Origin of the sequence: Duganella flavida (genome assembly GCF_009857445.1) — a bacterium.
GTDB classification, from domain to species: domain Bacteria; phylum Pseudomonadota; class Gammaproteobacteria; order Burkholderiales; family Burkholderiaceae_D; genus Rugamonas; species Rugamonas flavida.
This window is the reverse complement of record NZ_WWCN01000001.1, coordinates 222,869-236,472: the sequence shown is the minus strand read 5'-3', so window position 1 is coordinate 236,472 and position 13,604 is coordinate 222,869. Positions and strand designations below refer to the sequence as shown.

12 protein-coding genes are annotated in these 13,604 nt (G+C 60.2%); 4 read left to right on the top strand and 8 right to left on the bottom strand.

What is annotated here, in order from left to right; translation table 11 throughout:
* Window positions 1-2: 2 nt before the first annotated feature.
* The 7 genes from GTP46_RS01000 to ilvA form a co-directional block, all read right to left on the bottom strand.
* The gene (locus GTP46_RS01000) at window positions 3-365 is read right to left on the bottom strand and encodes a hypothetical protein (protein ID WP_161004782.1); all 363 of its coding nucleotides are present in this window, start codon (window positions 363-365) and stop codon (window positions 3-5) included.
* A complete protein-coding gene (locus GTP46_RS00995; protein WP_161004781.1) occupies window positions 352-1,722 on the bottom strand; it encodes a CHASE2 domain-containing protein in 1,371 nt (456 codons plus the stop codon). Before GTP46_RS00995 ends, GTP46_RS01000 begins: the two co-directional genes overlap by 14 nt.
* Before the next feature lie 116 nt (window positions 1,723-1,838).
* Window positions 1,839-2,699: an RNase adapter RapZ gene (rapZ, locus tag GTP46_RS00990; protein WP_161004780.1), complete on the bottom strand. Its 861-nt coding sequence runs from the start codon at window positions 2,697-2,699 to the stop codon at window positions 1,839-1,841.
* A gap of 148 nt (window positions 2,700-2,847) precedes the next feature.
* On the bottom strand, window positions 2,848-3,783 hold the full coding sequence (hprK, locus tag GTP46_RS00985) for an HPr(Ser) kinase/phosphatase (RefSeq protein ID WP_008444515.1): 936 nt from the start codon (window positions 3,781-3,783) through the stop codon (window positions 2,848-2,850).
* 54 nt (window positions 3,784-3,837) lie between these two features.
* Entirely contained in the window at window positions 3,838-4,320 is a 483-nt protein-coding gene (locus tag GTP46_RS00980; protein ID WP_161004779.1) for a PTS sugar transporter subunit IIA, read from the bottom strand.
* A gap of 319 nt (window positions 4,321-4,639) precedes the next feature.
* On the bottom strand, window positions 4,640-5,476 hold the full coding sequence (gene queF / locus GTP46_RS00975) for an NADPH-dependent 7-cyano-7-deazaguanine reductase QueF (protein ID WP_161004778.1): 837 nt from the start codon (window positions 5,474-5,476) through the stop codon (window positions 4,640-4,642).
* A gap of 92 nt (window positions 5,477-5,568) precedes the next feature.
* Complete coding sequence (ilvA, locus tag GTP46_RS00970) at window positions 5,569-7,104, bottom strand: threonine ammonia-lyase, biosynthetic (RefSeq protein ID WP_161004777.1); 1,536 nt, start codon at window positions 7,102-7,104, stop codon at window positions 5,569-5,571.
* A gap of 236 nt (window positions 7,105-7,340) precedes the next feature.
* Here ilvA and GTP46_RS00965 point away from each other — a divergent pair, with 236 nt between their 5' ends.
* The 4 genes from GTP46_RS00965 (at window position 7,341) to GTP46_RS00950 (ending at window position 12,940) form a co-directional block, all read left to right on the top strand.
* The gene (locus tag GTP46_RS00965; RefSeq protein WP_161004776.1) at window positions 7,341-7,832 is read left to right on the top strand and encodes a YqaA family protein; all 492 of its coding nucleotides are present in this window, start codon (window positions 7,341-7,343) and stop codon (window positions 7,830-7,832) included.
* A 223-nt stretch (window positions 7,833-8,055) separates the two neighbouring features.
* Window positions 8,056-12,066, top strand: coding sequence for a DUF3683 domain-containing protein (locus tag GTP46_RS00960; protein WP_161004775.1), 4,011 nt, complete (start codon window positions 8,056-8,058; stop codon window positions 12,064-12,066).
* 2 nt (window positions 12,067-12,068) lie between these two features.
* Window positions 12,069-12,500, top strand: coding sequence for an HIT family protein (locus tag GTP46_RS00955; RefSeq protein WP_161004774.1), 432 nt, complete (start codon window positions 12,069-12,071; stop codon window positions 12,498-12,500).
* Complete coding sequence (locus GTP46_RS00950; RefSeq protein ID WP_161004773.1) at window positions 12,497-12,940, top strand: gamma-butyrobetaine hydroxylase family protein; 444 nt, start codon at window positions 12,497-12,499, stop codon at window positions 12,938-12,940. The genes GTP46_RS00955 and GTP46_RS00950 overlap by 4 nt, the downstream gene beginning before the upstream one ends.
* On the opposite strand, the gene GTP46_RS00945 is transcribed toward GTP46_RS00950, so the two are convergent.
* Window positions 12,937-13,227: a hypothetical protein gene (locus GTP46_RS00945; protein WP_161004772.1), complete on the bottom strand. Its 291-nt coding sequence runs from the start codon at window positions 13,225-13,227 to the stop codon at window positions 12,937-12,939. The genes GTP46_RS00950 and GTP46_RS00945 overlap by 4 nt on opposite strands.
* Between the last annotated feature and the right edge of the window lie 377 nt (window positions 13,228-13,604).

The following is a 13,604-nucleotide window of genomic DNA, read 5'->3' as shown; positions in this document are numbered from 1 at the left end:
CCTCATTTGCATTGGCTGGCCGATACACCGGGCACGCCGGCCACGATGTCCGCCGTCTTGCTGGTCGCCAGTGCTTTCGGCGGGCATTCCGATTGGGCGTTACGGGCCACATTCACCTGCATGGCGTCGACCCACACATCCTTGCCGCCGACTGCGACTTTGAAAAAGGAGTTTTTCTCTTCCTTGATCGTCCACGGTAAACCGCTGGCCTCCACCTTGCGGCCCGGCTTGCCGTCGTCGGGTGCGTCGAACAGTTCTACTTGCTTGCCTTTGATGGCGGTGATCTGTTCAGTGGCGTGCGCAGCCGGCAGCGCCAGCGCAAACAGTGCGGCGGCCAACAGTGCAGGTTTCTTAAGAATGCCCATGTTCATTTCCTTTCTTTGGGAAGAGGTACTCACTCAGCTTTTCATTAAACTCAAACCATTCGGCAAGCAGGGTCAACACAATCACGTTGATGATGGACAGGAAGCCCAAGCCCAGCCAGTACTGGCCGATCAACAGCAGCACGGCGGCGATCGCCAGCGATACCAGTAGCCGTCCCAGACACCACAGCAGATACAGTATGATGCCGACAACATCTGGGCGTCGGACATGTTTGCGCTTCAGGCGCTCCTTCATTTTGTGCACGAATGGCTTGGGCGCGAGCGTGACCAGCAGCATGGACGCCAGCAGGAACAGCACCAGCTTGGGACTAGTCAGGTGCATGGCGCGCGCGTAGTCGTCGCCAAATGTCATGAGATTGTCGAGCGCCATTGCGTGCAGGTAGACGCCGGGGATGCGGCCGTGCATCGGGGTTAGGATCAGGTCGCTGGTATCGGATAGCGCAGTGCCAATCAGCAGTACTTTGCCTTCAATCAGCTGGCGCAACTGGACGTCTTGTTCCGCCGTGGTTTCGGTCAGCTGGCCGGCCCGGATAGTTTCGTGGAAAACGCAGACTGGTTTGCTGCCGTCCCGATAGATGCTGTTGCGCAGGCCGGGTGGCGCCAGCTCGGCCAGCAGGCCATGCGTGTCGCGGCAATAGGATTCGTCGGCTGCAGCGCCTGCCTCGTTGCTGAGCCATGCAACGCCGTGTGCGGCAGCCTTGCTGCCCCAGGTCAGCGCCAGTGTATGGTGTTCTACCTCGACCGTGCGGCCCGTGCTTTCATACAAGGCCAGTGCAGCGCTCTTGAGGCCGTGCTCATGGCCATGGCCTTCCCCGGTCAGGGCCAGGGTGTAATTCCAGGCCAGGCGGTCAATGTCGTCCGGGGTGTATTTGACGGCGACTTTTTCAAAGCATTTGCCCGCCAATTCTTCCAGCTCGGGGCGCAGGACGTATTCATCCTGACGGTTGCGGTTGGCTGCCAGGAAAACCTTCGTGCCCTGCTCGTGCAGCGCGCACACCTGGCGCAGTAGCGACGGCAGACTGTCGTCGTCGCGCTGGGCGCTGTAGTAGATGTCGACAAACACGGCTTTAGGATGATATTGCGCGACAGCCCGCAGCAGGCGGGCGGAGTAGCTATAACGTGCCGGCCATTGCTGGCCTGCGGCGGCAATGGCGGCGTCGTCGATGAGCAGCACCCGGATATCGTCGCGTTTCCCCTCGCCGTAACTGCTGCCGGCAATTGGTGCATAGGCGCGGGCTTGCTGGCGGGTGATGAATTCCTCGCCAAACATCCACTCGACAAAGAAGGTCAGCAGCAGCCCGACGCCCAAGGCAATGACGGACTCAAGGACAAAGCGCATTTTTCCGCCTGAGGATGCTGACATGCAATCAACCTTTCATCGTAAGAAATAGTTTTCATAATGCCTTAGCAAGGCATTTTTGACAACTTCTTCTGGCGATGTGGCAGATCAGCCGATTATTGCTCGCGGTGGCGCAGGACGACGCGTTCGTTGGCGTGGAAGTAGGCGGCGAGTTTTTCGGCCATGTAGACCGAGCGGTGCTGACCGCCGGTGCAGCCTAGCGCCACTGTGAGGTAGCTGCGGTTGTCGCCCTTGAAGGACGGCAGCCATTTCTCCACGAAGGTGCGGATGTCGTTCAGCAATTCGCCGGCGCTTGGCTGGGCGTCGAGGAAGTCGATCACCGGCGCGTCACGTCCGTTCAACGGACGCAGGGTCAGGTCGTAGTAGGGATTCGGCAGCGCGCGCACGTCGAACACGAAGTCCGCATCCATCGGCACGCCCAGCTTGAAGGCGAACGATTCAAAGAACAGGGTCAGCGGTGCGTGCGCGGTCATCACCAGATCCTTGACCCAGCTGCGCAGCTTGTTGGCGCTGAGTTCGGACGTGTCGATCACGTGGCCCAGCTTTTCAATCGCCGACAGCCGCTCGCGCTCTTCCAGGATGCATTCGATCAGTGTACGGCGGGCTGCCGGATTCTGCCCCGGCCGCAGCTCGTGCGACAGCGGATGGCTGCGGCGTGTTTCGGAAAAACGCGCTACCAGCGAGTGGGTATTCGCAGTCAGGAACATGACTTTGACGTCATGGCCTTCGGCCCGCAGGCGCTGCACGTCGGCCGGCAGCGAGGCCAGCGACTCGGCGCTGCGCGCATCAACCGCTACCGCCAATGCCTGCAAGCCCTCCTCGGTCAGAGTTGAGACCAGGCTGGAAAGCAGGGCGGGCGGCAGGTTATCCACGCAGTAGTGCCCCGTGTCTTCAAGCACATTGAGTGCGACGGACTTACCGGAGCCGGAGATGCCAGTGATGATTACGATACGCATAACATCGATGATACCATCGACCGCTCAATCTCCGCTCATGGCTTGTCTTTGGCGGAGCAGGGAATTCGTGCAGCGCAGCTGCGCGCCTGCGGAGCGGCCGCGCCTTGCAAGGCGCGGTTCCTCAGCAACATTAGGGCGATGGGCGGGGCTAGTCCCCGCTCATTGCCTGCCGTTGCCGCTCCATGAATTCCTGCAGGGTGTCGATGCCGCGCAGTTGCAGGATGGTGTTGCGCACGGCGGCTTCCAGCAGCACCGCGATGTTGCGGCCGGCTGCCACCGGGATCACGACTTTGCGGATCGGCAGGCCCAGCACGTCTTCGGTCGGGAACTGGAACGGCAGGCGCTCGACTTCTTCATCGGCGGCGCCACGGCGCACCAGGTGCACGATCAGCTTCAGGCGCATTTTGCGGCGTACTGCGGTCTCGCCAAAGATGGCCTTGATGTCCAGCAGGCCCAGCCCGCGCACTTCCAGCAGGTTTTGCAGCAGCGCCGGGCAGCGGCCTTCGATCATATTCGGTGCGATGCGCGAGAATTCCACCGCATCGTCCGCCACCAGACCGTGCGAACGCGAAATAAGCTCCAGGCCCAACTCGCTCTTGCCGAGGCCGGAGTCGCCGGTAATCAGCACGCCCACGCCCAGCACGTCCATGAACACGCCGTGCATGATGATGCGCTGCGCCAGCTTCTTGGACAGGTAGACGCGCAGGAAGTCAATCACTTGCGCGGCCGGCAACGGGGTGGAGAACAGCGGAATATTTTTCTCGTCGCAGATGGCGAGGATGTCGGGTGGCGTTTCCAGGCCTTGGGCGATGATCAGCGCCGGCGGGCCGCCAGCGATCAGCTCGCCAATGACATGGGCGCGCGTTAGCGACTTGAGGCGCTGGTAGTAGTTGATCTCTTGATGGCCGAAGACCTGGATACGGCCCGGGTGAATGGTGTTCAAGTGGCCGACCTGGTCGGCGGCCGAGGCAACGTCGCCGGAAATCAGGCGCTCGCCGCCGGGAAAACCGGCGAACCAGCCGAGCTGCAAACTTTCGCGATTGTCGTCGTAAAGCCTTTGTATCGTCAGCGGAGTTTGCAGCATGGAGCGGTTACCAGGTTAGTTAATCTAACCTTAGTGTAACTCCATCGCTGCCGCTCAGCCAGCAGCTTGCAGGCTAGGCAGCCAGTTGATGATGCGCGAATGCACCGATTTCGGGTCCGTATCCGTGCTCAGCGCAGTGCGGAAGGCGTCGTCGGAGAACATCTCGGCGATTTCCGACAGGATTTCGAGGTGCTGCTGGGTCACGTGATCCGGGATCAGCAGGAAGAACAGCAGGTTGACCGGCTTGCCATCCGGCGACTCAAACGGAATCGGCTCAGCCAGGCGCACAAAGGCGGCCAGCGGCGATTTCAGGCTCTTCATGCCCTTGATGCGGCCGTGCGGCACAGCGACGCCGTGCCCCAGTCCGGTCGAACCGAGGCGCTCGCGCGCGAACAGGTTGTCCGAGACGGTGGAGCGGGCGATGCCGCAGTTGTTTTCGAAGATCAGGCCAGCTTGCTCGAAAGCGCGCTTTTTGCTGGAGACTTCCAGGTCCAGCTGCACGTTTTCCAGAGAGAGTATTTTGCTAAGGTTATTCATAGTACGACGTCAAATGTTGCAACGCACAAGGGTGTCAGGCGATCGGAATTATAGGCTTGTTTCAGTGCCGTGTAACATGAAATCGCTCTGCCATCGTTGTATTGGCGTTGGCCGGTGGGCAGCTAAAAATGCACTCCAGAAAGGAATCGCTATTTCCGCACCGTATTCGTCGAAAACACCGGTATTTGCTTGGAAACCGGGCCGTTTTTCCGTTTTTTTACGCGTTTTTCGGCCAGACTGGCCGTATGACGTGAAAGATCACGCTAGCTCACTCATCATACGCCGGTTTTTCTGGTTTTGATTGAAAAAATCAACACAGTTATTGACGTGCGCCACGCAGGTTGGCTGGTTTTTGTGCCGTGCTGAAGTTGCTGCGCCATGGATTGATGTCCAGTCCGCCGCGGCGGGTGTAGCGTGCGTACACCGCCAGTTGCTGCGGCTGGCACTGGCGCAGGATGTCAACGAAGATGCGTTCGACGCACTGTTCGTGGAATTCGTTGTGTTCGCGGAAACCGATCAGGTACTTGAGCAGGCTTTCCTGGTCGATTTGCGGGCCGCTGTAGTGGATTTGCACGCTGGCCCAGTCTGGCTGGCCGGTAACCAGGCAGTTCGATTTCAGCAGGTGCGAGACCAGTTTTTCTTCCACCGGCTCTTCGTCCAGCGCAGCCTTTAGGATGGCCGGCGAGGGGCTGTAGTTGTCGACTTCGATATCGAGGCGGTCCAGCAGCAGGCCGTCCAGCTCGCCCATTTCCACCATGCCGAACTCTTCAGGCTGGGTCAGGGTGATGTGGACGCTGCCGCCGGCGGCAGCCGACAGATCTTGTTGCAGCAACTGCTTGAGTGCGGCCACGCTGTCCAGCTTGGTTTGATTGAAGGAGTTCAGGTACAGCTTGAACGACTTCGATTCAATGATGTTGGGCGTATCGGCCGGGAAGGTGATGCGCGCAATCGCTACCTGCGGCTTGCCACGCTGGTTGAGCCAGGAGATTTCGTAGGCGTTCCAGATATCGACGCCAAAGAACGGCAGCGTGCCCGACAAGCCCAGCTCGTCGCGCTTGCCACTGCGCGTAATCGGGAACAGCAGTTCCGGCGCGTAATCGGTGCGGTAGGCGGAGGTTTTTCCGAGGGGGGACAGGTCGGCGGTGTTGGTAGTCATGGCGATATTTTACCCCAAAGCGACACAGGGTCTGACCCTGCGGGTCAGACCCTTAAGCGACGGAGCGTGATCTGTCACTTAAGGTTGTGGGGTTAGCCCAGGAACAGTTTGTAGACGGGATTCTGGCTTTCATCCCAGTAGCGATAGCCCAGCGTGGCGAGGAATTGGGCGAAGTCGCTCATTTCTTCCGGCGGCACTTGCAGGCCGATCACGATACGGCCGACGTCGCCGCCCTGGCTGCGGTAGTGGCACAGCGAGATGTTCCAGTTCGGCGCCATCGAATCGAGGAAGCGCATCAGCGCGCCCGGACGTTCCGGGAACTCGAAACGGTACAGCAGCTCGTTATCCGCCAGCACGCTCTTGCCGCCGACCAGATGGCGCAAATGGGTCTTGGCCAGCTCGTCGTGGGTCAGGTCCAGCGCTTTGAAACCGTGCTCTTCAAAGCGGCGGGTCAGCGCGCCCGATTCGCTGCGGTCAGCAATCTGCACGCCGCAGAACACGTGCGCATCGTCCTTGTCGGATATGCGATAGGTGAACTCGGTGACGTTGCGCCCGCCGACCAGTTGGCACAAGCGCTTGAAGCTGCCGCGCTGCTCCGGCAAGGTGACGGCAAACAGCGCCTCGCGTGCTTCGCCCAGCTCGGCGCGCTCGGCCACAAAGCGCAAGCGATCAAAGTTCATATTGGCGCCGCAGGCGATGGTGATCAAGGTCTCGTTCTTGATCGGTTCCTTGGTCAGCGCGGCACGTTCGACATACGCCTTGGCGCCAGCAATGGCCAGTGCGCCGGCCGGCTCCAGGATGCTGCGTGTATCGGTGAACACATCCTTGATGGCGGCGCTGATGGCGTCGGTGTCGACGATGATGATGTCGTCGACGTACTGCTGCGTCAGACGGAAGGTTTCCTCGCCCACCAGACGCACCGCGGTGCCGTCCGAGAACAGGCCCACATCGGTGAGCGTCACGCGCTCGCCGGCTTTGATACTGCGCGCCATGGCATCCGAGTCGATGGTTTGCACGCCGATGATCTTAATGTCGGGACGGATCGCCTTGACGTAGGCGGCCACACCGGAAATCAGGCCACCGCCGCCGATGGCGACAAAGATAGCGTGGATCGGGCCCGAGTGCTGGCGCAGGATTTCCATGCCGATGGTGCCTTGGCCGGCGATCACGTCGGGATCGTCGAACGGGTGTACGAAGGTCAGCGCCTGTTCCTTTTCCAGCGTCAGCGCGTGGGTATAGGCATCGGTGTACGACTCGCCGTGCAGCACCACTTCGACGTTGGGACCGCCGCGCGCCTTGACGGCGTCGATCTTGACCTGCGGCGTGGTGGTCGGCATGACAATCAGTGCGCGGCAACCGAGTTTGGCAGCCGACAAGGCGACGCCTTGCGCATGGTTGCCGGCCGAGGCGCAAATCACGCCGCGCTTGCGTTGCGCGTCGCTCAAGTGGGCCATCTTGTTATAGGCGCCGCGAATCTTGAAGCTGAACACGCTCTGCATGTCCTCGCGCTTGAAATAAATTCGGTTCTCGAAGCGCTGCGACAGGGTCGGCGCCAGTTCCAGCGGGGTTTCATCAGCCACGTCGTAGACGCGGGCGGTCAGTACTTTCTTCAGATAGTCGGTAGTCATAGTCTGCAAACAAGTTAAACCCGGGGTCAGTTCTGCCAATCGGACACGTTCTCTGCCGTAGCAAACGCTACGGCAGAGAACGTGTCCGATTGGCAGAACTGACCCCGCTGTTAGGAGGGTGCGATGCTAACTAGCCGGCTGGTGACCGGGTGGAGCAGGGAGACACTGATTCTGGCGGGTGTGCCGGATCGGGCTGACTCATTATAATGGCAGCTTTCCTCTTGCGCCCACTTCCGATGATCGAATCCGCAATTAGCTGGTTGCTGCTGGTGCTGGCCGCACCCAAGGTGGGGCTGACCTCGATCTTCATCATCAGCCTGGTGTCGGCCACATTGATCCCGCTCGGCTCGGAGCCGGCGGTGTTTGCCGTGATCAAAGCCAACCCGGCCATGTTCTGGAGCGCCATCGTTGTCGCCACCATCGGCAACACGCTGGGCGGCGTCATCGATTACTACATGGGCTGGCAGGCCAAGCAGAGTTTTTCCAAGGAGCGCCAGAGCCGCTGGTTCCACTGGCTGGAGCGCTACGGCGCCAAGACCATGCTGCTGGCCTGGCTGCCCGGCATCGGCGATCCCTTGTGCACGCTGGGTGGCTGGCTGCGCCTGCCGTTCTGGCCCAGCGTGGCGTATATGGCCATCGGCAAGTGCTTGCGCTACCTCACCATGACCTCGCTGCTGTTGTACGTGCCGGACGGAGTGTGGCATCGGATCGGGGAATTACTGAGCTAATTTGGTGCATTTGATCATATTGCCGCATAAGCTTATGCGTAAATTTCATTCAGTCTGTTGATGATAATTGGCATGAAATTGCCCGGTGGCCGGTGGTTTTTCGAATTTTTGGCGTGTTTTTGGCTTTTGCAGAGTCCCTCGGTCATTTAAGGCTGTTCCCGCGTGGTGCGCCGCAATAGGCTAGAATGACCTCCCCGGGTTCTGTCTACAGTCCAATCGCATAATGAACGCCCCTGCACAAATCCAAGCTTTGCTGGCGGAAACGCCCCACGGTCCGGAGGCCACGCGCCTGCGGGAAATTCCTTATAACTACACGTCGTTTTCCGATCGCGAGATCGTCATCCGGCTGCTAGGCGAGGAATCGTGGTCGCTGCTGGATGCGCTGCGCGGCGCGCGCCAGACCGGCCGTTCGGCGCGCATGCTGTACGAGGTGCTGGGTGATATCTGGGCCGTGCGCCGCAATCCATATTTGCAGGATGACCTGCTGGATAACCCGAAGCGCCGCCAGGAACTGATCAACGCGCTGCATCACCGTCTGGCGGAAGTGGACAAGCGCCGCCTCAGCGTCGACGACGCTGAAAAAGACGAAGCCTCGCGCCAGCGCAGTGCCAACGTGGCCAAGCTGCTGCAAGCGGCCGGCAAGGCTGTGGCCGATTTCGGCGAAGAATTCAAACAGGTGTACGACCTGCGCAAACGCACCTTCAAAGTGCTGGGCCGCTACACCGACAAGCACAACATCTGCTTCGACGGCATGAAGCGCATCAGCCACGTGACCGATGCGACCGACTGGCGCGTCGAGTATCCATTCGTGGTGCTGACGCCGGACAGCGAAGAAGAAATGGCCGGCCTGGTCAAAGGCTGTATCGAACTCGGTCTGACCATCATCCCGCGCGGCGGCGGTACCGGCTACACCGGCGGCGCGATTCCGCTGACGCCGATGTCGGCCGTCATCAACACCGAGAAGCTGCTGAACATGGGCGCGGTAGAGATGAAAGTGCTGCCGGGCCTGGACAAGGAATACGCCACCATCTACACCGGCGCCGGCGTCATCACCAACAAAGTTTCCGAGGCCGCCGAGAAGGCCGGCTTCGTGTTCGCGGTTGACCCGACCTCGGCCCACGCCTCCTGCATCGGCGGCAATATCGCCATGAACGCAGGCGGCAAGAAGGCCGTGCTGTGGGGCACAGCGCTGGACAACCTGGCCTCGTGGCGCATGGTTGACCCGCAGGGCGATTGGCTGGAAGTCACGCGCCTCGATCACAATCTGTCGAAAATCCACGATACGCCACTGGCCCGCTTCAAGCTGGAATGGACCCATCCGACCGCGAAGGGCGAAGCCAAGGGCGCGCCGTTCAAGACTGAGATTCTGGAAATCGCCGGCCGAGTGTTCCGCAAGGAAGGCCTGGGCAAGGACGTGACCGACAAATTCCTGGCCGGCCTGCCGGGCATCCAGAAAGAGGGCACGGACGGCCTGATTACTTCGGGCCGCTGGATCCTGCACAAGATGCCGAAGTTCACCCGTACCGTCTGCCTGGAGTTCTTCGGCCAGGCGCGCGATGCGATTCCGTCGATTGTCGAAATCAAGGATTACCTCGACGGCCTGCCAGCCAAGGGCGAACAGTTCTCGACTTTGCGCCTCGCCGGCCTGGAGCACCTGGACGAGCGCTATCTGCGCGCCGTCGGCTACGCCACCAAATCGAAACGCGGCGTGCTGCCGAAGATGGCGCTGTTCGGCGACATCGTCGGCGATGATGAAAACGCCGTGGCCCAAGCCGCGTCGGAAGTGGTGCGCCTGGCGAACACCCGCGTGGGCGAAGGCTTCATCGCCGTCAGCCCGGAGACCCGCAAGAAATTCTGGCTGGACCGCGCCCGTACCGCCGCCATCGCCAAGCACACCAACGCCTTCAAGATCAACGAAGACGTGGTGATCCCGCTGAACCGCATGGGCGAGTACACCGACGGCATCGAGCGCATCAACATCGAGCTGTCGATCAAGAACAAGCTGCAACTGGTGGAAGAGCTGCGGGACTTCTTCGCCGCCGGCAATCTGCCGATCGGCAAGAGCGACGATGCCGACGACAGCGTCGGTGACGCCGAGATGCTGGGCGACCGCCAGCAGCAAGCGGAAGCGCTGCTGTCGCAAGTGCACGCGCGCTGGACTTATCTGTTGGCCGAGCTGGACAAGCCGCTGGCGTCCATCACCGCCGAGTTGGCCACGCACGGCATGGACCGCCTGTTGCCAGTCTTCGACGAGCGCCTGAAAACCCAGCCGGACGCCACCCTGTTCGACGTGGTTCAGGACCGCACCATCCGCGTCACGTGGAAGCAGGAAATCCGTGCGCAGCTGCGCCAGATTTTCAACGGCGCCGCCTACAAGCTGATCCTCGACGAAGCCACCGCCATCCACAAGCGCGTGCTGCGCGGACGCGTGTTCGTGGCGCTGCACATGCACGCCGGCGATGGCAACGTGCACACCAACTTGCCGGTCAACTCGGATCATTACGAGATGCTGCAACTGGCGCACAAGGCCGTGGCACGCATCATGACTTTGGCCCGTTCGCTGAACGGCGTCATCTCGGGCGAGCACGGCATCGGCATCACCAAGCTGGAGTTCTTGCAGGAAGACGAAATCGCGCCATTCCGCGAGTACAAGCTGCGCGTCGACCCGGAAGGCCGCTTCAACAAGGGCAAGCTGCTGAACCTGGACGGCATGGAAGCCGACCTGCGCAACGCCTACACGCCGTCGTTCGGCCTGATGGGCCACGAATCGCTGATCATGCAGCAGAGCGATATTGGCGAGATTGCCAACAGCGTCAAAGACTGCCTGCGCTGCGGTAAGTGTAAACCTGTGTGCTCGACCCACGTGCCGCGCGCCAACCTGCTGTACTCGCCACGTGACAAGATCCTGGCAACGTCGTCGCTGATCGAAGCCTTCCTGTACGAAGAGCAGACCCGCCGCGGCATCTCGATCAAGCACTGGGAAGAATTTGAAGACGTGGCTGACCACTGCACGGTCTGTCACAAATGCGTGACGCCATGTCCGGTCAATATCGACTTCGGTGATGTGTCGATGAACATGCGCAACCTGCTACGCAAGATGGACAAGAAGACCTTCAATCCGGGCAAGGCGGCGGCCATGTTCTACCTGAACGCCACCGATCCGGCCACCATCAACGCCACCCGCGCGGCGATGATCGGTATCGGCTACAAGGCGCAGCGCCTGGGTAATGACTTGCTGAAGAAATTCGCCAAGAAGCAAACCAAGGCGCCGCCACCGAGCGTCGGCAAGCCAGCGGTGCGCGAGCAGGTGATCCACTTCATCAACAAGAAGATGCCGGGCAACCTGCCGAAGAAAACCGCGCGCGCGTTGCTGGATATTGAGGACGACAAAGTCATCCCGATCATCCGCAATCCGAAAACCACCAATGCCGATACGGAAGCCGTGTTCTACTTCCCGGGCTGTGGTTCGGAGCGCCTGTTCTCGCAAGTGGGCCTGGCAACCCAGGCCATGCTGTGGGAAGTGGGCGTGCAGACCGTGCTGCCGCCGGGCTATCTGTGCTGCGGTTATCCGCAACGCGGCTCGGGCCAGTACGACAAGGCCGACAAGATGATGACCGATAACCGCGTGCTGTTCCACCGCATGGCGAATACGCTCAACTATCTGGACATCAAGACGGTGCTGGTCTCGTGCGGTACTTGCTACGACCAACTGGCGACCTATGAGTTCGACAAGATTTTCCCAGGCTGCCGCATCATGGATATTCACGAATATCTGAATGAGAAGGGCGTCAAGCTGGAAGGCGTGACCGGTACCCGTTATATGTACCACGAGCCTTGCCACACGCCGATGAAGCTGCAGGAGGCGACCAAGACCGTCAACTCGCTGATCCAGACGCACGACAACGTCAAGATCGAGAAGAACGACCGCTGCTGCGGCGACTCGGGCACGCTGATGGTGGCGCGTCCGGACATCTCGACGCAGGTGCGCTTCCGCAAGGAAGAGGAAGTCATCAAGGGCGCGGACAAGCTGCGCGCGGACGGCTTCGACGGCGAAGTGAAGATCCTGACCAGCTGCCCGGCCTGCCTGGGCGGCGTCTCGCGCTACAGCGAAGATGCTGGCACCACCGCTGACTACATCGTGGTGGAAATCGCCAAGCACCTGCTGGGCGAAAACTGGATGCCGGACTATGTGAAGCGCGCCAACGACGGCGGCATTGAACGCGTGCTGGTGTAAGTATGGCCTGCGATCTGTGTAACCTGCTTGCAGCACCAGGGGCTTCATTAGTCTGGGGCAATCACCAGCTGTCGGTGGTCGCTGTGGACGAAGCCGAGTATCCGGGCTTCACGCGCGTGGTGTGGAATGGCCACGTGAAAGAGATGACCGATTTGCCGGTGGCCGACCGGGTGCGCGTGATGGACGTGGTGTGGGCTGTCGAGTCCGCGCAGCGCGAGGTGATGGCGCCGGAAAAAATCAATCTCGCGAGTTTTGGTAATATGACGCCGCACGTGCATTGGCACGTTATCCCGCGTTACCGCGACGATGCGCATTTCCCCAACCCGACCTGGGCTGTGGCACAGCGTGCATCGTCGGCGGAAGTGCTGGCGGCGCGACGAGCGCTGCTGCCGGCACTGCACGCAGCCATCGTCGAGAAAGTGAAAGCATTATGAGCAGCAAACCTGTCCCTACCGGCCTGACGGTACACAACAAATCCCGCGTGCTGGACGTTGAGTTCAACGACGGTGCGTCGTTTTCGATTCCATTTGAATTGCTGCGCGTGTATTCGCCGTCGGCGGAGGTGATGGGGCATGGTCCGGGGCAGGAAGTGCTGCAAGTCGGCAAACGTGAAGTCGGCATTGCCGGCATTGAGCCGGTGGGCAATTACGCCGTGCAGCCGACCTTCAGCGACGGCCACAATACCGGTATCTTCACGTGGGAATACCTGTACAAGCTGGGCAGCCAGAAAGATGCGCTGTGGGCGACCTATATGGATCGCCTGCACGCCTCTGGCTTCGAAGGCGACAGCGGCCGCGAAACCGGTGTCTCCCTGACCGGCCCATCCACGCACCAGCACGGCGGCGGTTGTGGCAGCGGCGGCTGCAAGCACTAATCCGTCAGGTGGTCGCGCCATCCGTACAGAGTCCGCGCCCGGGCCCACGGCGATAGCAGACGCAGTTTTTTCACGTCGAATTTGTATGGTTTATCGGCGTCCGGCGGAAGCGGCGCTGTCTTCATATTTGCGAAGAACCAAGCGAAACGGGGATCCTTACGACGTCGCTCACTTTCCTCGCGCTCACGAATGGTCGACGCGTGCATCTCATCTATCTCCGCCTTGCTTACCGGATCTACTTCGGGTATTTCGATATCGCTGGGAATTTCTACGCCAAAGAGTTTCATAGCTATTCTCCATTAGTCCAAAAGGCGTTGCTAGTTCGGGGAGCAGGTGCTCGCTATCATTCACTAGCATTCGTAGCAGACTCTGCTTTCGAGTATTGGCTATATTGTTGCAGTCCCAAGTTAATAAAACATCGTAATGATAGAAAGCTGCGCAAGCAATATGATTTGCTTGCTGCTTTGCATTGGCGGTTAGACCGCCGCCGCAAATTAAAAGTTCCTGAGAGCTCTCAACTTTTCGGTGCCTAGGCAGGGGAAACAGATGCTGAATGAAATGTAGACGTCGCATGGCACATAGTGGATCTCCGTTTGTGATTTCGTCATGGACGTAGTCGGATACGAACGTGGTGGCGGGATCGCAGCGGGTGTGCCACCAGAGC

Bases quoted from the DNA above. Each gene is read 5' to 3' on its own strand.
- GTP46_RS01000 (WP_161004782.1), bottom strand. From the start codon at position 365: ATGGGCATTCTTAAGAAACCTGCACTGTTGGCCGCCGCACTGTTTGCG.
- GTP46_RS00945 (WP_161004772.1), bottom strand. From the start codon at position 13,227: ATGAAACTCTTTGGCGTAGAAATTCCCAGCGATATCGAAATACCCGAA.
- hprK (WP_008444515.1), bottom strand. From the start codon at position 3,783: ATGCTGCAAACTCCGCTGACGATACAAAGGCTTTACGACGACAATCGC.
- ilvA (WP_161004777.1), bottom strand. From the start codon at position 7,104: ATGACTACCGACTATCTGAAGAAAGTACTGACCGCCCGCGTCTACGAC.
- GTP46_RS00950 (WP_161004773.1), top strand. From the start codon at position 12,497: ATGAGCAGCAAACCTGTCCCTACCGGCCTGACGGTACACAACAAATCC.
- GTP46_RS00955 (WP_161004774.1), top strand. From the start codon at position 12,069: ATGGCCTGCGATCTGTGTAACCTGCTTGCAGCACCAGGGGCTTCATTA.
- rapZ (WP_161004780.1), bottom strand. From the start codon at position 2,699: ATGCGTATCGTAATCATCACTGGCATCTCCGGCTCCGGTAAGTCCGTC.
- GTP46_RS00960 (WP_161004775.1), top strand. From the start codon at position 8,056: ATGAACGCCCCTGCACAAATCCAAGCTTTGCTGGCGGAAACGCCCCAC.
- GTP46_RS00965 (WP_161004776.1), top strand. From the start codon at position 7,341: ATGATCGAATCCGCAATTAGCTGGTTGCTGCTGGTGCTGGCCGCACCC.
- GTP46_RS00995 (WP_161004781.1), bottom strand. From the start codon at position 1,722: ATGCGCTTTGTCCTTGAGTCCGTCATTGCCTTGGGCGTCGGGCTGCTG.
- GTP46_RS00980 (WP_161004779.1), bottom strand. From the start codon at position 4,320: ATGAATAACCTTAGCAAAATACTCTCTCTGGAAAACGTGCAGCTGGAC.
- queF (WP_161004778.1), bottom strand. From the start codon at position 5,476: ATGACTACCAACACCGCCGACCTGTCCCCCCTCGGAAAAACCTCCGCC.